This is a genomic window from Minwuia sp. IMCC3009 (assembly GCF_029909415.1).
Lineage (GTDB): Bacteria > Pseudomonadota > Alphaproteobacteria > Minwuiales > Minwuiaceae > Minwuia.
This window is the reverse complement of sequence record NZ_CP123781.1, coordinates 1,850,513-1,867,988: the sequence shown is the minus strand read 5'-3', so window position 1 is coordinate 1,867,988 and position 17,476 is coordinate 1,850,513. Positions and strand designations below refer to the sequence as shown.

The 17,476-nt window shown below is 63.8% G+C and carries 12 protein-coding genes; 6 read left to right on the top strand and 6 right to left on the bottom strand.

Annotated features, from left to right (window positions below):
* Window positions 1-55: 55 nt before the first annotated feature.
* The 3 genes from QGV55_RS08800 to cofC all read right to left on the bottom strand — a co-directional run bounded on the left by QGV55_RS08800 (window position 56) and on the right by cofC (window position 5,151).
* Window positions 56-1,819: an adenylate/guanylate cyclase domain-containing protein gene (locus QGV55_RS08800; protein ID WP_281017194.1), complete on the bottom strand. Its 1,764-nt coding sequence runs from the start codon at window positions 1,817-1,819 to the stop codon at window positions 56-58.
* 228 nt (window positions 1,820-2,047) lie between these two features.
* Entirely contained in the window at window positions 2,048-4,477 is a 2,430-nt protein-coding gene (gene cofH / locus QGV55_RS08795; RefSeq protein WP_281017195.1) for a 5-amino-6-(D-ribitylamino)uracil--L-tyrosine 4-hydroxyphenyl transferase CofH, read from the bottom strand.
* Window positions 4,474-5,151: a 2-phospho-L-lactate guanylyltransferase gene (gene cofC, locus QGV55_RS08790; RefSeq protein ID WP_281017196.1), complete on the bottom strand. Its 678-nt coding sequence runs from the start codon at window positions 5,149-5,151 to the stop codon at window positions 4,474-4,476. Before cofC ends, cofH begins: the two co-directional genes overlap by 4 nt.
* A gap of 129 nt (window positions 5,152-5,280) precedes the next feature.
* Between cofC and QGV55_RS08785 the strand changes: the two genes are divergently transcribed.
* Complete coding sequence (locus tag QGV55_RS08785; RefSeq protein WP_281017197.1) at window positions 5,281-6,339, top strand: TIGR03617 family F420-dependent LLM class oxidoreductase; 1,059 nt, start codon at window positions 5,281-5,283, stop codon at window positions 6,337-6,339.
* Window positions 6,340-6,441: 102 nt separating this feature from the next.
* Here the strand turns inward: QGV55_RS08785 and QGV55_RS08780 are convergent, their stop codons facing one another.
* Window positions 6,442-7,398 (bottom strand): flagellin, encoded by a 957-nt coding sequence (locus QGV55_RS08780; RefSeq protein ID WP_281017198.1) that lies wholly within the window; start codon window positions 7,396-7,398, stop codon window positions 6,442-6,444.
* Window positions 7,399-7,418: 20 nt separating this feature from the next.
* The gene (gene flgK, locus QGV55_RS08775) at window positions 7,419-9,509 is read right to left on the bottom strand and encodes a flagellar hook-associated protein FlgK (RefSeq protein ID WP_281017199.1); all 2,091 of its coding nucleotides are present in this window, start codon (window positions 9,507-9,509) and stop codon (window positions 7,419-7,421) included.
* Window positions 9,510-9,814: 305 nt separating this feature from the next.
* Between flgK and QGV55_RS08770 the strand changes: the two genes are divergently transcribed.
* Entirely contained in the window at window positions 9,815-10,957 is a 1,143-nt protein-coding gene (locus QGV55_RS08770; RefSeq protein WP_281017200.1) for an SRPBCC family protein, read from the top strand.
* A 232-nt stretch (window positions 10,958-11,189) separates the two neighbouring features.
* Window positions 11,190-12,536: a HAMP domain-containing sensor histidine kinase gene (locus QGV55_RS08765; RefSeq protein WP_281017201.1), complete on the top strand. Its 1,347-nt coding sequence runs from the start codon at window positions 11,190-11,192 to the stop codon at window positions 12,534-12,536.
* Between the two features lie 27 nt (window positions 12,537-12,563).
* Here the strand turns inward: QGV55_RS08765 and QGV55_RS08760 are convergent, their stop codons facing one another.
* Window positions 12,564-14,330, bottom strand: a complete 1,767-nt coding sequence (locus tag QGV55_RS08760) for a sensor histidine kinase (protein ID WP_281017202.1) — start codon at window positions 14,328-14,330, stop codon at window positions 12,564-12,566.
* Between the two features lie 332 nt (window positions 14,331-14,662).
* On the opposite strand from QGV55_RS08760, the gene QGV55_RS08755 reads away from it, so the two are divergent.
* The 3 genes from QGV55_RS08755 to QGV55_RS08745 are packed head-to-tail and all read left to right on the top strand — an operon-like array spanning window position 14,663 to window position 17,403.
* Window positions 14,663-15,601: a helix-turn-helix domain-containing GNAT family N-acetyltransferase gene (locus QGV55_RS08755; RefSeq protein WP_281017203.1), complete on the top strand. Its 939-nt coding sequence runs from the start codon at window positions 14,663-14,665 to the stop codon at window positions 15,599-15,601.
* Window positions 15,598-16,494 (top strand): DMT family transporter, encoded by an 897-nt coding sequence (locus tag QGV55_RS08750; RefSeq protein WP_281017204.1) that lies wholly within the window; start codon window positions 15,598-15,600, stop codon window positions 16,492-16,494. The genes QGV55_RS08755 and QGV55_RS08750 overlap by 4 nt, the downstream gene beginning before the upstream one ends.
* Before the next feature lie 57 nt (window positions 16,495-16,551).
* Window positions 16,552-17,403: a hypothetical protein gene (locus tag QGV55_RS08745; RefSeq protein ID WP_281020137.1), complete on the top strand. Its 852-nt coding sequence runs from the start codon at window positions 16,552-16,554 to the stop codon at window positions 17,401-17,403.
* The last annotated feature ends 73 nt before the right edge of the window (window positions 17,404-17,476 follow it).

The following is a 17,476-nucleotide window of genomic DNA, read 5'->3' as shown; positions in this document are numbered from 1 at the left end:
CGGTCAACAGGTTCCCCCAAGGGTCAACCGTTGCTCGCCAGGGAAACTGCAGCGTCTAGATGCCAATGGTGGCGGTACGGATCTCTGCAAGACGGGCGTTGCAGGCCGCATCGCTGTAGGGTTGCCAGCCGCGGCGACTCTCGACGAAGCCTGGACTGATCCCGTCGCATTCGGCAATTGCGCCCCGCGCACCGTCGGTGTCTCCCTGCATGACGAGCCCGAGGGCGAGGATGTAATGCGACGCCGGTTTCCCGGCATCCTTCCGAATCGCCTCTCGCGCCACCCTGACCGAGGCTATGTAGTCGCCTGCGACAAGGTAGGCCCGCGCCAGAAACGCCAGCTGCGTCGGCGACGAAGCGTCTTCCGGGCAGAGCGCCTGTGCCCGTTCCATGTGGGATATCCCGGAAATATCCCCTGCAAGGTCCGACTTGTTGCCGAGCGCGTGCAGGGTATAGGCGTCGTTGGGATTCAGTCTCACCGCAATACCCGCCTCGGCGATCGCATCCTCGACCAGGCCCAGAAGCTGGTAGGCCGTGCTCAGCTCATGATGCGCCCAGGCCGAGGCGTCATCATGGGCAACGGCCATTCTTGCCGCATTCATCGCCTGTTTCAGGGTCTGGTCGATGTCGGCGCAGTCGCCATTAATGGCGTCGACATTATGGGACATGGCCAGACCGGCATGGGCCTCCGAGAAGTCCGGCTGCAGTTCGATGGCCCGGGAGAACAGGGCACGCGCCTGCGCCGACGATTCAGCGGTGCGCCGCCGCACCAGGGGCTTGGCCCGCAGGCACAGCGTCCAGGCATCCAGGTCTTCCGGTTTCCTGAGCGCCGAGCGTTCCAGTTCGGCCCGGTCCAGCTGCGGGGCTACCACCGACGCTATTGCCTGCACGATCTCGTCCTGCATCTGAAAGATGTCCTCCAGATCACGGTCGAACTTCTCGGCCCAGACATGATGGCCGTTCTCGCAGTCGATCAGCTGAGCGGTCGCGCGGACGCGGGACTTCTGCTTGCGGACGCTTCCTTCCAGGACATAGCGCGCACCCAGTTCCCGTCCCACGGTCCGGACGTCGAAGGACTTGCCCTTGTAGGCAAAGGAGGAATTCCGCGCGATGACATCGAAAGAGCGCCAGTAGGTGAGAGCGGTGATGATGTCTTCGGTCAGCCCGTCCGAGAAATAGTCTTCATCCGAACTGGCGCTCATGTTGTTGAAGGGCACCACCGCAATGGCCGGGCGTTCGTCGGCCGCCTTCGGGTCCTGCGGAGAGGCCTTCGTCCTGTCAGAACCGGTATCCGTGGCTCCCGTCCAGCGCCAGGTCCGGATCGGGCGGTCGATATTCTTGAACTGCTGCAGCCCGCCATCCTCGAAAGGGTATGCCAGCTTGCCGAGGGTCTGCTCATGGATCGTGTCGGAGACCACGACGCCTCCGGGCTCGGCCGAGGCTTCCAGCCGCGCCGCCACATTGACGCCGTCGCCGAAGACATCCTCACCATCGGCGATCACATCTCCCAGGTTGATGCCGATCCGGAACATCATCTGCTGGTCCTGGGGCCGGCCTGCGTTCCGTTCAGCCATTTCCCGCTGGATATCCACTGAACACTGCACCGCATCGACGGCACTGGGGAACTCGACCAGAAGACTGTCCCCGGCTGTGTTCGCGATCCGTCCGCCGAATTCGGTTATCCTGGGATCGATCAATTCCCTGCGGTGCTGCTTGAGGATCGAGAGGGTGCCGACCTCATCAGCGCCCATCAGGCGGGACCAGCCGACAACATCCGCTGCCACGATTGCAGCGAGTTTCCGTCTCGTTCTGGAAGTCATCGGTGCGTTCCGTCCCTGCTGATCGGGTCGTGCATGTTCGTTACCGGTCTCCACAGCGGTGCACTTTCGCTGACAGAGATACAGGATTGACCTACCCGCCTCAATTCAGAAGCGTCCGGAAAATCAACTGGTTGCTGACGATTCCGCGTCGATCATACAGCATGGGGGTGGTCGCTTCCCGACACGGGGAACCGGCTTGAGAACGTTGGACCCCGGCGCGCGAATGAATCAATCCCCGCCGCTGATCTCCCTCAAAGCGGCCTCCAGTCCTGGCCTTACCAACCGGCTCGGGCGCTGATCGCGGTCGTAACGGGTGGCCGGGGTGTTGACCACCTCCTCCAGTGGGGCGGCCTGTCGGGAGCGCTGGGTGCGGCTTTCGGGGGCGGTCTCGTAGGTGGTGGTGCGCTGGCGGACGGTGCGGCCTGACTGGCGGATCAGATCCTCCATCATGTGCGGCGGCATCTCCTCCCCATGCGCGGCACCGGCGGCGCGGGTGATGGTCTCGTTCATCAGGGTGCCACCAAGGTCGTTGGCGCCGGCGGCGAGGCACGCCCGCACGCCCGCCGGACCCATCTTCACCCAGCTTGTCTGGATATTGTCGATCAGACCGTTGAACACCAGCCGGGGCACCGCGTGCATCAGCACCGCCTCCCGGAACGTCGGACCCTTGCGGGCGCGACCCTTGAGGTAGATCGGTGCCTCCATATGGACGAAGGGCAGGGGCACGAACTCGGTGAAGCCGCCGGTCTCCGCCTGCAGGTCGCGGATGCTCAACAGGTGCCGCGCCCAGTGACGGTAGTGGTCGATGTGACCGAACATGATCGTCGCCGTGGTGCGGAATCCGACCCGGTGGGCGTCGCGCATGACGTCCAGCCATTGATCTGTACGAAGCTTGTCCGGACAAAGGGTTGTGCGTACTTCTTCATCCAGAATTTCAGCTGCAGTGCCGGGCAGGGTGCCAAGACCGTGATCCTTCAGCCGCTGCAGGAATTCGGCGACGGGCAGGTCGAGGGTTGCCGCGCCCTGGGCCACTTCCAGCGGGGAGAAGGCATGCACATGCATCCCGGGTGCGGCCTCATGCACCGCGTCCAGGATGTCGAGATAGGTCTGGCCAGTATAGTCGGGGTGGATGCCCCCCTGCATGCAGACTTCGGTCGCGCCACGATCCCAGGCCTCCCGCACCCGGCGTCGGATCTCGTCCAGGCCGATGTCATAGGGGCGGCCGCGCAGGTTCTCCGACAGCTTGCCCTTGGAGAAGGCGCAGAACTGGCACTTGAAGTAGCAGACGTTGGTGTAGTTGATGTTACGCGTGACGACGTAGGAAACACTCTCGCCGCTGACCCGCTGGCGCAGCGCATCCGCCGCCTGCACGACGGCCACGAAGTCGGCGTCGCGGGCACGGAACAGGCGCACGATCTCCTCGGGCTCCAGCCGCTCCCCGGCAACCGCACGGTCGATGATCGGTTTCAGGGTGCCGGAGGGACGCATGGCGGGAAGGTCAGGGATCGCGTCATGCTCCCCTGGCGACCAGGCGTCATCGCGCACCAGTCCCTGTCCGTCGGTACGGTCCAGCACCGCCTTGTGGAACGCCGGATCGAGCCAGCGGTCGGCGTCTTCCATGTGTTCGGGATAGACCGGCAGCCGCTGCGCCAGCCGCTTGCCGCCCAGCGCCGTCTCCAACCGCAGCTTCTCCAGATGCGGCCAGGGGGCTTCGGGGTTCACGAAATCCGGCGTGACCGGGGAAACGCCGCCCCAGTCGTCGATGCCGGCACCGATCAGGCGCGGCAGCACGCCGGGGCTGAGGTTCGGCGGGGCCTGCACATGCATCTGCGGCGCGAAGAGCAGCCGCGCCATGGCAATCGTCCAGCAAAGCTCGTCCAGATCCGGTTCCGGGGCATCGACCATCTTCGTGCCCGGCTTGGCGCGGAAGTTCTGGATGATGACTTCCTGCAGGTGCCCGTGGCGGTCGTTCAGGTCACGCAGGGCGAACAGCGCGTCCAGCCGTTCCGCCCGCGTCTCGCCGATACCGATCAGGATACCACTGGTGAAGGGCACCCGGGCCTCTCCTGCGGCATCCATGCAGGCGATGCGCAGGGCCGGGTCCTTGTCGGGGGAGCCGAAGTGCGGCTTGCCGCGTTCCATCAGGCTGGGCGCGGTGCCCTCCAGCATGATGCCCATGGAGACGGAGACCTGACGCAGCCGGTTCAGGTCATTCAGATCCATCAGGCCGGGATTGAGGTGCGGCAGCAGCCCGGTTTCCCGCCAGACCAGCTCCGCCATGGCGTGCAGATAGTCGAGGGTGGTGGCGTAGCCCAGCCGCTCCAGCGCTTCCCGCGCCGCGCGGTACCGCAGCTCCGGCTTGTCGCCCAGGGTGAACAGCGCCTCGTTGCAGCCCGCCGCCGCGCCCTTGCGCGCGATCTCCAGCACCTGCTCCGGCGAGAGGAAGGCGGCCTCGCCCTTCTTCGGCGGCTCCGCGAAGGTGCAGTAGTGGCAGACATCCCGACACAGATGGGTCAGCGGTATGAAGACCTTGCGCGAATAGGTCACCGTGTCGCCATGGTACGCATCGCGCCGGGCGGCGGCCCGCGCCATCAGATCGGCCAGCGGCAGCTCCGCCAGCGCATCGATCGTCGCGCGATCGGGCAGTTCAGCACTCATGCGCCAAGGTCCCGCGCCTGCTTCGCCAGCAGCCGTTCGGCAATGCCGTTCTCCGTCAGGAACCGGTGAGTCCGCGTGGTGTGCGGCAGGTCGAGGAACTTCAGCACATCCTCCGGCGTGTCGATGTCCAGGCCCAGGCCGGGCAGGGGGCGGATGCTGGGGGTGATACCGATCTTCTCGGCCTCCTGCAGGTGGGGGCCAAAGCTCTCATGGCCGAAATGGAACCGGATCAGGTCCGGTGGTGTCGCGACGATGCAGTTGGTGCCACGCCGGTCATGTGACGGACAGAGTGTCAGCGCCGGGTCGGAATTGCCGTTCAGGGCGATCAGCCCGTCGACCTCGAACACGGTCAGGGCCGGAGCATCACCGGGAATCGTCACGATACCGCGTCCGCCCTTCGCCAGCACATGATCGACGCCACGCTGGACAGCCGCCGACTGCCCTTCGTTCAGCGGCTCCTCCACCAGCTCCGCGCCATAGCGCTCGGCGAAGGCCGCCGCCTTCGGCTCCCGCGAGATGATCACGATGCCGCTGGTCCGCCTGCACTGCACCAGGGTTTCGAACACGTCGGTCAACATGGTCTCGAACAGGCTTCGCCGTTCCTGCGGTGAGAGCTCACCGGCAAGCCGCTGCTTCGCCTGATCCATGTTCTTGATTGGCAGAATGATCCACATGGACCTCTGATCCACCTATTCCTGTTTCCTCCCCAACTGGCGCGGTATCATACATGCGGCAAGGGCCGCGTCCATGAGCAGAACCCTCCGGTTGCTGCATCCGGCCCCTGCGTTTGATGGGGAGAGAGAATGAAAGTCCAGTTCGCGATGCAGGGGGTGCCCCTGAAGAATGCCGGTACCTTCGCCCGGGAGATCGAGGAAGCAGGCTATGACGGCATCGTCACGCAGGAGAATGCGAACGAGCCGTTCCTGCCGCTGGCCGTTGCATCCACCACGACAGAGAGCATCCAGCTCGCGACCGGCGTCGCCATTGCCTTTCCGCGCAGCCCGATGGTGGTGGCGGAGGCGTCATGGGATCTGCAGGCCGCATCCGGCGGGCGATTCGTGCTGGGCCTTGGCAGCCAGGTGAAGGGACACAATGAACGCCGCTTCTCCGTGCCGTGGAGCCCGCCCGCGCCGCGCCTGAAGGAATATATCCAGTCCCTGCATGCCATCTGGAAGTGCTGGGCCGAGGGGGGGCGGGACCTGGCCTTCATCGGCAAGCACTATTCCTTCACCCTGATGACGCCCAACTTCACGCCGGAGCCGATGGGCCATGTCGGCGCGCCGGTGACCATCGCCGCGGTCGGCCCGGCGATGATGCGCGTGGCAGGCCATGTCTGCGACGGCGTCCGGCTGCACGGCTTCTGCACCCGGAAATACATCGAGAACGTGATCATGAAGGAGTTGGAGACCGGTTTCGAACGGGGCGGACGCAGCCGGGAGAACTTCGAGATCTCCGGCGGCGGCTTCATCGCCACCGGCAAGACGGAAGAAGAGGTCCGCAAGATGTACGACTGGGTCCGTTACCGGGTCGCCTTCTACGGCTCCACACGCACCTACTGGCCCGTGTTCGAACAGCATGACCTGCTGGACCTGGGCGAGAAGCTGCATCGCATGTCGGTGCAGCAGCGCTGGGACGAGATGGCGGCGGAAGTCTCCGACGACGTGGTCGACCTGTTCTGTGCCCATGGCACCTGGGACGTGATCGCCAACCGCATCGAGGAACGCTTCGGCGGCCTGTCCGACTCCATCGGCTTCCAGACTGCCGCAGGCGAGGAACCGACCCTGATCGACCCGGACGTGCTGCAGGACATCCAGAAGATCGGCACGACCTTCAAGGGCTATGACCTGAACCACGCGGCCTGATTTCGGAAATTCGTGGCCCGGTGTACGGCGCACCGGGCCACGGTTGCTGCGCCGCTGTGGCGCCCCTGCAGTATTTCAAGCAAGCGTGTCAGTCGCTGTTCGCTAAAGCAGGTTCACCAGGCTCAACTGGCGCATCTGGGCGATCATGCGGAAGCTGGCTTCCAGGGCGACCTGCTGCTGGTTCAGGCGCAGGGCGGCTTCGCCGAGATCGGCGTCTTCCTTGTCGGCGATGAGTTCGGAGAGAGTGATCTTCTGGTCCTCGATCCGGGTCTGCACGTCCTCGACGGTGCGGATGTTCAGCGCATTGTCGGTCGCGGCGGTCTTCATCGTGTCGATGGCCCCCAGCACACGGTCCAGTTCGCTCTGCAGGAACTCGGCCTGATCATTGGTCAGCTGCTGGTCCAGGTCTCCGGCGGGGGCGAATGCGCCCGCACCGGCGGGCAGGGTGCCGGCATCGAACATCAGGATGCGCTGCATCGCATGCAGAAGCTCTTCCCCGACCTGTGAGGCCGTATTGCCGACCGTCACGGAGGTGCGCTCGTCCAGGCGGATGCTGTTCGGGTCGCCCTGATCGTTGAAGAAGTTTCCGGCGGGCGGCTCGGCGGTGGCGATCAGGTCCGCCGTGGTTTCGATGGCCAGCGGCTGCTGGTCGCTCTGCGTTCCGCCGAACAGGAAGCGTCCCTCGAAACGGGTGTTCATGATGGACGCGGCCTGCTGGAACAGGCTGTCGATCTCCGTCACCAGCCCCGTGCCGTCGCCGGTGCCGCGGGCAGTGAACAGGGCGTCGCGCAGCCGGTTCCCGATACCCTCCAGCTCCGTCAGGCTGTGGTCGAAGGCATTCAGGCGGCCGGAGATCGACTTGTTGCTCTCGTAGAAGCCATCCAGCCGGTTCATGATGGAGTGGGAACTGAGCAGCGATGACGTGCCGGCGCCGAAGCCCTTCACATCATTGTATTTCGTGCCGGTCGCGACCTGACGCTGGGTTTCCACCAGGTCGGTCTGCTGACGCAGCATCTGCTGGATCATGGCTTCGCTGTTGCCGAAGGAACCGATACGCATGGTATGTGGCCTCCCTTTCCCTAGATTCTCAGCAGGGCGTCAAACATCTCCTGCGTCGCGGATATGACGCGTGCGGAGGCGTTGAAAGCCGTCTGGAAGGTGATGAGGCGGGTCATTTCCTCATCCAGATTGACACCGGAGACTTCGCTGACCCGCTCACTGAGTTCGTCGCGCAGCGCCTGGCGATCCTCTGCGCGGATCGCGATGTCCCGGGCCGCCTGTCCGACCCGGCCCAGCAGTTCCGAACCGATCTCCGACAGGGTTGCCGTCATCGCGGGCAGGCGACCGGCGCCGTCGAAGCGGCTCTCCGTGCTGCCCAGGTCCTGCAGCGCGATGGCACCGGCATTGTCGCCGATGCCGACTGCCGGGGTGCCGGCTGCATTGACCCTGGCCAGGGCGATGCCTTCCGGGTTGCCGGAGACCGCGCTGGAGACACCGAAGCCGGAGGCGACGGACGCAACGGCTGCGCTGCCAAGCCCGAACAGGTCGGAGGCCGAGACCCCGGTGGTGCCGCGGGCGCTGCTGTCGGCCAGCACCTCGACGCGGAATGCGGAGGCGGCAGCAGCCGGTGTCGCGGTCAGCTTGCCCGCACCGTCCAGCGCGAAACTGACGAGGCCGGAGAAATTGGTGTTGAGCTGGTTCACCATGTCACCGACCGTGCCGCCGATTGCCGCGAAGTCCATTGTCGTGGTGACGGCACGCTGGTTGGCCGGGCCGATCAGGCTCAGCGTCATCTCGCCGGTCATGCCGTGGCCTGTCGCGGCGGTCAGACCGGTGTCGAAGGCGGGGCCGGTTCCGGTGCTGACCAGATCGTTGAGGCCGAAGCGGTGAGAGAAGCCGCGCCCGCCATTGTCCGACGGTGTGGTTGCGTCCTGCTGGATGGCGACACCGCTGGCACCACCGGCTGCGGTGAAGCTCATGACGCCATTGGTCAGGCTGAGGGTGCCCTGTCCGCCCAGCCCGGCGTTGACGGCGTTGACCGCATCCTGGATCGTGCCGCCGATTGCGCCGAAGTCGATGGTTGCAGAGGCCGTGACGGCGTTGTTGGCGTCGAAGGCATGGAACGTCGCGATCCCCGTGAAGCCATGCGGGTCGGTCGCCACGGCACCCGTGTTCCGGCCCGTCAGGGTGGCGGGCGGCGGCACGGCGGTGAAATCATTGTGGACACGGTTCAGTTCGTCCGCGACCTGACCGGCCATCGCACCAAGCTCGACTGCGAGGTCGTTCAGGTTGGTGTCGCGGATATCAAGCAGTCCCCGCAGTTCGCCTGAACGGATGCTGGTATCGATGGACCCGTTGACGGCGGACGCCTGGCCGGTCGCCGGGTCGATCCGCTCGATCGTCAAGGGGGGAAAGGTCTGACCCGCGATGGCGGCTTCGTTGGGCACATGCACCAGCCGCCGGGCCGCATGGTCGACCAGCGGCAGACCGGCGTTGGTGGAGACCGCGAGAATGCCGTTGCCGAGTTCGAAGGTCCGGATGTCCATCAGGCCACCCAGCTCGTCCAGCTTCCGCGCCCGCTGATCCTCCAGGGCGTTGCTGTCGGCCGTATCGGGCATGCGGGAGATCTCGCGGTTCAGGGCGTCGATCTGCTCGATCAGGTCATTGATGGTCTGCACCGTGTCACCGATGCGCTGGTCGGCCTGGCGCTGCAGGTCCCGGACGCCGTCAGAGACCAGGTTGAGATCCTCGTCCAGCCGCTGCAGCGCATCCAGCATGCTGTTGCGCGCGGCTGTCGTCTCCGGATTGTTGGCCAGGGCCGAGGCGGCATTGAAGATGTCGTCCAGGCGGGACACCAGCGTGCGGTCCTGTGTCGGATCGCCCAGCAGGGCCGTCAGCTGCTGCTGGAGTTCCTCCATCGCCTCGAACCGGCCGGACTCAGCCGCCGCGATCCGGAATTCCTGGGACAGGAAGCTGTCCGCAATGCGTCGCACCTCCGAAACCTGAACCCCGACGCCCTGGCCGCCGACGACACGAACCTCCTGGACGGGTTCCTTGCGGGCATAGCCTTCCGTATTCACGTTGGCGATGTTGTCGGAGACCGTCGAAAGCCCGACCTGCGCGGCGATCAGGCCGCTTGTTCCCGCGCTCAGAACACCATTCAGGCTCATGACCGTTCCTCCCCGCCTGCGGCAAGGCTTGCCGGGCCGACGGCAGCTTCAACCCGGGGGCGGCAAATCATGCCGGGTACCTTGTGGCACTGCATTTCTGGCTCAACCGATTGAAACAAAATCATTTTTCCGCCGACTTCCGGGTTGGTTGCGATGGCTGTGCATCTGTTCATGGTGGGGACAGTGCACAGGGTGGACCAGATGGCCGGCGGGGCACGGAAGCCGCATCTCCGCACTACCGTGTGTCCGAGCGGTTCCGCTATCCTGCCCCTGGGCCGAAGCGGCATCCGGAAGGGGGGGGAACAATGGACAGAGCCACGGAACTTTCATTGCTGAACGAAGTGCTGGACCTGCTGGGGCGCAAGACCTTCTTCCTGGACGACTGCCAGACCACCAACGCGGTTGCCAACTACTGCTCCGCCGAGCGGTTCGCGCAGGAAACGGCTGGAATCTTTCGCGCTCTGCCCCTGATGGTCGCGCATGTCAGCGAACTCACCGGGGACAATGCCTTCCTCAGACGCGATATCGCCGGACTGCCGATGCTGGTCACCCATGACGGGGCAGGGGCGTACCGGGCCTTCATCAATGTCTGTCGTCATCGCGGTACCCGGCTGGTGGATGCGGAAAGCGGTTGCGCGCGACGTTTCACGTGCCCCTATCACGCATGGACCTGGAACAATCGTGGCGAGCTGATCGGCATTCCCCACGAACGCGAGGGCTTTCCGGAGGCCGACCGGGAGAGCCTGGGCCTGAAACCCCTGGCCTGTGTGGAGCGGCACGGCTGGATATGGGTTGCGCCGGATGACGCCACGATGGGGGAACTGGACGGTTTCCTGGCGGGGATCGGTGATGACCTGGACTGGATCGGCAGTCGGGACCTGCACGTGGTGGCGGAGACGACCGCGGTGCATGACGTGAACTGGAAGATCCTGATCGAGGGCGGCCTGGAATCCTATCATTTCAAGGTAGCGCACAAGGCGACCATCGGCCCGTACTTCAACGACAATCTGTCCACCTACCAGGCGTTCGGAAGTCATCTGCGGTCCGTTCTGCCGCGCGTGTCCGTGAAGGAACTGGCAACGCAGCCGGAGGCGGACTGGCAATTGCGGCAGCATGCCAACCTGGTCTACACGGTCTTTCCGCTCAGCCAGTTGCTGGTACAGCAGGACCATCTGATCTGGGTATGCATGGATCCCGTCAGCGAGACCAGGACCCGCATCAACCTGAAGACCATGGTGCCGGAGGGCGCGCAGCCGATTGAATACTGGCAACGCAACCATGAGATCACCTGTACGACGCTTGCGGAGGATTTCGTGATCGGTGAGAGCATCCAGTCCGGTCTGGCGTCTGGCGCGAACGATCATCTGACCTTCGGGCGGTTCGAAGGCGCCCTGCACATGTTCAACGACGCGGTCGAGCGAATGCTTGGTGGGTGCGACACGGCCTGAAACGGAAGGCACCGGGATGCGTCACGAAAACCACAGATTATCGCTGTGCTTAACGTCAGATTAAGATCGTTGCCCTATTCAGTCCGTGAAGGGCGGTGCATGCCGTCGTCCGTCCCCGTTTCTCGAGCAGTGCCGCAAGTTGAACAGAACCAGGAAATCGTCAGGTAGCAGACGCTTCTTCGAGGTCTTCGAGACCATGATCGGAGCAACAGCACCGGTGCATCTGCGTACGATGGTTATGGAAGAACGCATTGCGCGTCAGATTGATGCTTCCGTTATCTTTGCGGCAGGCAACTTCACGTTCGCTGTGGTTCTCGCGATCGCCCTCAGTCCGTTCGTTCATCCGCTCTTCGTCTGGCCCTGGTTCGCGCTGACAGTCAGCCTGAGTGCGATGCAACTGATGCAATGGCGAACGAAACGGCGCTCGACGCGACGCTCCCATTCCTCGCGGACAGTGGCGTCCATCGTTCAGAAGAACCTGATCTTCGGGGTAATCTGGGGCGTCTTCGGGGCAGTTGCGGTGACGAACGGGACAATCGCGACGGACGTTCTGCTGTTCATCCTGCTGACCATCACGATTTCGGGTGGCGTGATGCTGAACGCCATGATCCCGCTAGCCGCGGTGGTGCTCTATCTCTGTGCCGGGGTGGTTCCCATGGTCGCGGTTTCGACGAAGTACCCTGATGTCGCGGTCTACATGCTGATCCTGTGCCCGGTTCTCCTGGCCCTGATCGCTTTCGCCGCGCGCCAGAACTTTCTGGTCGGCATCCAGTTTGTCCAACGTGAGTTCGAGCTGCTTGAGACCATGACAAGGCTGGAGAATGCGACTCGCGAGAAGAGTGCCTTTGTCGCCAGTACGAGCCATGAGCTCCGTACCCCGCTGAACGCCATCATCGGCTTTTCCGAAGTCATCCGGGACGAGGTCTTCGGCAAGGTGTCGCCGCCCAGGTATGGCGAATACGTCAAGGACATCCATGGCAGTGCGAGACATCTGCTGGGTGTCATCAACGACCTGCTTGATCTCTCGCGCATTGAAACCGGCAATGCGGAGATCACGCTGGAATGGACCAATCTTTCCGAACTGCTTGCCGAGGCGACAGCGATGGTCGCGTCATTGGCGGAAAGCAGGAACATTGCCGTCACCACCAGGGAGATTGACAGCGATCTGATGGTGCGGACCGACATGCAGAGGTTCCGTCAGGTCGTCCTCAACATTCTCAGCAATGCGATCAAGTATTCCAATGAAGGGTCGCAGGTCACCATCAGCCTGGATACGGGTCGGAAGGGTGATCTGGTCCTTTCGGTCAAGGATCAGGGACTGGGCATGAACCCGATAGAGGTGAGACAGGCACTGACGCCGTTTGGCAGAACCGAATCCTCCGTGAGGACAGGTGAGCAGGGGTCCGGTCTGGGCCTGCCCATCACCCGTCACCTGATGCAGGTGCTCGAAGGCGAACTGCAGATCGACCGCGCCAAGGGGCAGGGGACAACGGTGCGGATACTGCTTCCGGCCGAGTTCTGGGCGACGCGGGTGGAAGATACGCCAACCGGTGGCTCGCAGACGGTCGACGCGGCCTGAATCCTGCCGGCGGGCGAGACCATGCGGTCAGTCGGCGGGCATCAGGAACGCAACAGATGTGCCCTTGCCCTCGTCACTGTCGATCTCGAGCCTTCCGCCATGCAGTTCGACCAGCATGCGGGCAACCGGCAGCCCGAGCCCGGCTCCGGTCTTCGCCGAGTAGGCGTTGGTGCGGACGAGTTCAAAGGGCCTGACGACCTGCTCCATCATCTCCTCGGGAATGCCCTGACCACTGTCCGAGACACTCAGTCTGATCTGGCCCCGGTCCCCGGCAATCGCGACGCTGACCTCACTCTCCGGGGCCGAGTACTTGATGGCATTGTCCAGCACGTTGCACAGGGCACGCGTCACAGCCTCCGCGTCCACCGTCGCCATGACGGCATCACGGTCGTGCCGAAGGTGGACCTGGATACCGGCCGAGGCAGCCTCCGTCGCAAACCTGGCAATGCAGGCCTGCGCGAGGTCGACGAGGTCGGTCGGCTGGACATTCAGCTCGTAGTGACCTGATTCGATCCGCGAGATGTCGAGAACATCGTCAACCAGCTTCAGCATGTTCTGACTGCTGGCATGAATGTCCGCCGCATAGTCCCGGTAGGCAGACGGCTGGATCGGTCCCAGCATCTGTTCCTTCATCATCTCGGAGAAGCCCATGATCGCATTCAGCGGCGTGCGCAGTTCGTGGCTCATCCCGGCCATGAACTGGTTGCGGGTGTCGTTGATGGTCTCGGCGAGCAGCAGCTTGGCCTGCTGCCTGCGCAGACCCAGGGCCTGGGCAATGGCGAAATACAGGGTGGCGATAGCGCAGCCGATGGCTGTCAGGTAGTGGTTCACTTCCAGGTAAGGCGTGATGTCGAATACCCGCAGGTACAGATAGACCGAGGTGACATGACTGAACGCCCATCCGACAGTCACCACAGCGGCATTGTCGACGCCGCGGATCCAGAGATAGATCGCGGTTCCCAGCACGAGAACTGCGCCCGGTCCCGCGACGAAGGCTATCAGCAGAGTATCTATCGGTTTCGGCAGGAACGGCGATACGGTCGTCAGCAGGCCCGCGATGATCAGCAGGCGCATGGCGATGTTGATGCGGGGCGTGTGCTCGGCGGTATTCAGGTAGCGCTGAAAGAACCGCACGCCACTGGCGAACAGCAGCCCCTGGACGACGAAATAGAGCAGGTTCGCGTGCTGCCAGGCCTCCGGCCATATCCAGACCTGACCGAACCCGGTCGCGACCGCCACATAGAGCGCATAACTGAGGCTGAACGGCACGAAATCCAGATAGGCCTTGTCCCGCACCGTCAGATAGACGGTCAGAACGTAGAGGCAGACGGCGATGACCGCCCCGAACAGGAGGCCGAGCAGGATCTGGTCGAGCATCAGTTCGCGTGCGAAACGCTTCTCGCTCAGAAGTTCTAGAGGGGCGAGCAGGACCGACGTGCTCTGGACCTGCAGATAGACAACCGTCGTCGCCATGGCGGGCAGGTGGACCGGAAACGCCGGGAAATGACTCTGCCGGAAGCTCTCCGGCAGGGGCAGGCTGTCGCCGCGCGCAATCCGGACAGGTTCGCCGCCCTCCGGGCGTGGCAGATATGCGGTCACGGAATCAATGTAGGGAAAGCGATAGACGAGCACAGCCGACAGAGCCTCCGCTGCCCTGTTGGTCATGGTCAGTCGCAGCCAGAGGGGGCGGTCGCTGAATCCGAGGTGCAGGGATTGCATCGGGCCGTCTGCGAAAGTCAGGCGCCGGGCGTTCTGCAGGTCCGCCGTACCGGATTCATCAAACGCATATGCCAATGCGAGTTCGGTATTCCCCTCCGGTGACGATTGTCATGGCAGGCCCTCCGGCGCATTTGGGAACAACAGGAAGCCGAGCACCACCAGTGCAGCAATCCCGACTGCCCAGCCGGTGTAGGGCGGAACCCCGGGAAACCGGATCTTCCGTATGACGGCAGGTCTGGTCATCGGATCTTCAATTTCCAGGCTCTCCGCGGAAACAACATCATCGTGCACTGTCCCTGCGATAGCAGCTTTTCCGGATTCCGCAAAAAGGAGGAATTGCGAAAGACGGCATTTCCTTTATCTGCCTGTGGCATATGATTAGGCGCGCTAGGCATTTTTCGGGTGGCATGATGGACGAGGTTCTGAAACTGAGGGCAGAGGCGCTGCGCCGCTTCAACCGGACCCACACGAGTCTGGTCGGGCTGCTGCAACAGGCCTATCTGGACAGCGGCCTCTCGCTGACCGAGGTGCGGGTGATCTACGAGATCGCGAACGGGGACGGATTGACCATCTCGGATCTCGCACGGGACCTGATCCTCGACAACGGCTATCTCAGTCGCCTTGTGCGGGGACTCAAGGACCGCGGACTGATCACCGCCGCGGTGTCGCAGGCGGATGGTCGCCAGCAGATCCTCGCGCTGACGGCTGACGGGGCTGAATTGTACCGATCCCTCTCCGGCAGGTCGCAGAGCGAGATGATGAAACTGATCTCCGGCCTTGGGGAGCAGGATCAGCGGAACCTGATGACGGCGCTGCAGTCTGCCGGGACGTTGCTCGCCAGGGCTTGCGGTCGGCCCGCGCCCACGCCGGTCGTCACGCTCAGAAGCCATCGGCCGGGCGACATGGGGTGGGTGATCTCGGCACATGGACGGATCTATGCCACCGAGTTCGGCTGGGATCATACCTTCGAGGCGATGGTCGCGGACATCGCCGCCGCATTCCTGCGCGACTTCGATCCGGAGTGGGAACATTGCTGGATGGCGGAGATCGACGGGGTCCCCGTTGGTTCGGTCACCGTCGTCAGGAAATCACCTGCAGAAGCGCAACTGCGCCTGCTGATCATCGACCCTTCCGCGCGCGGTCTGCGCCTGGGTGAACGCATGGTCGAGGAATGTATTCGCTTCGCGAAATCAAAGGGCTACGGCAAGCTGGTGCTCTGGACCAACGACAATCTGCACGCGGCCCGCCGGATATACCAGAAGGCCGGATTCCGACTGGTGGAGGAGGAGCCGCACCACAGTTTCGGTGTCGATCTGGTCGGTCAGAACTGGGAACTGGAACTTTGAACCGCCGCGCGGGCCTTGTGGCTGCGGCAGCCACCGGGATCCAGGTCGGTCTCGGCATTGTCGCCACGCGCTTCGTCGTGGACCAGGCCGGACCGGTCTCACTCGCCTTCTTCCGCTACGCGCTTGCGTTCCTCTGCCTTCTGCCCGTCGCGCTGAAGATCGCGCCCTGGCCATTTGCCCGCCGGGACGTGATACCGGTGGTCCTGCTGGGTATTGTCCAGTGCGGACTGGTGATCGTCTTCCTCAACATTGCCCTGCAATACATCCCCTCCGCCCGAGCATCGCTGATCTTTGCCACGTTCCCGCTGCTGACCATGGTGCTCTCCGTCCTCTTCGGGAAGGAGGCGTTCAGTACCCGCGTGGCCTTTGCCGTGGTCGTCACGATCATCGGTGTCGGCCTGGCATTGGGGGAGAAGGTGACGGAAACCGCTGTCGTCGATGAAGGCTGGATCGGTGAACTCGCTGCCTTTGCGGCAGCCCTGTCGGGCGCGGCCTGCTCGATCTTCTATCGCCCCTACCTGATGCGCTATCCGACCGTTTCTGTCGGATCGCTCGCCATGCTGGCATCGGTCATCTTTCTTGCTGCCGCGGCGGCGCCGGAGGGACTCTTCGAGACGCTTCCGGCCTTCAGCGACATCGGGTGGATGGCCGTGATCTTCATCGGCGTCGGCAGCGGCGCCAGCTATTTCCTCTGGCTGTATGCGTTGAGCAACGCGGGCGCGACCGAGGTGACGATCTATCTTGGCCTCAGCCCTGTGACGGCCGCGCTGGGGGGGGCCGTTCTGCTGGGCGAGATACCGGGAACGGCGACCTTTGCCGGTCTCGTTCTGGTACTGGCAGGCCTCTGGCTGGCCTCCCGCCAGCAGCCACCACAGGCAACCGGCCCGGCATGACGGCAATCGGCTCTGATCTTGCTTGAAGTGACCCAACGTCTCTGGCTTGGTGTCGAAATGAAACCCTTTCCGGTCCTGATTGCCGTTCCAATGCTTGCCCTGGTGCTGGCGCTGTCTGCTGCCCATCCGGCCCAGGCGCAGCTTGGCAGTCTATGGCGTGCCATAACGGGGCAGGATGAAGGACCGAAACCGGACAAGGGGTTTGGTCCGTTTCGCGATGAATCCCGACGCGTGGAGGAGGCGCTGAACTGCAGTCGCGTGGTGGAACAGGCGACCGATGCCTTCTCGGACCTGCGACGTCACTGCATCCTGGGCGACAATCGGACGGTGCGTGTCACAATCACCGAACCGGTCGGTCATGAGGGGCTGACCAAACGCGTCCGGCTGACCTGGACCGACAATGGCACCGGCGAGAACCGCGCGCTCAACGCCCCGCCGCATGTCGATCGCTCGGCCGCACAGGCGGCTCTGGCGAGGCTTGCGGCGCTGTTCGTGCCGGAGGAGGCCGACTGGCTGATCCGGCTCTTCACCGAAGGGACCGACGGGACCTTCGACGCAGGCCCGTTCAACGTCTCCGTGGTGCACCAGTCCCGCGCGGGCATGGATCTCCGCACCGTCGAACTGCGGGACGGCAACTATGCGGCCCTGGCCAATTCCGAAGCCGAAAGTGCCCGCCCCGGTTTCGATCGGTGCCTCTTCATCGTGCGCAACATCGAAGTCCTGAAGAAACTGGAGATCGACGGGGAGCCGAGGCCTCAGCGCTCTGACCTGCACCTGACCTACTTCCTCTATGCGAAGCGGGGCGACCGGTTCCTGTGCGAGCTGCATGATTCCGGCTATTACCGCATCAGGATCTCGCAGAAGGATGGTGAGGAGTTCCGCACCCTCGCGCATGGCAACATTCGTTGAGCCGACAGCCGTCACCGTCCGAGTGACTGTGATACCGCCACTCGCCAAAATCGTTTAGGCTTCCCGTACGGGC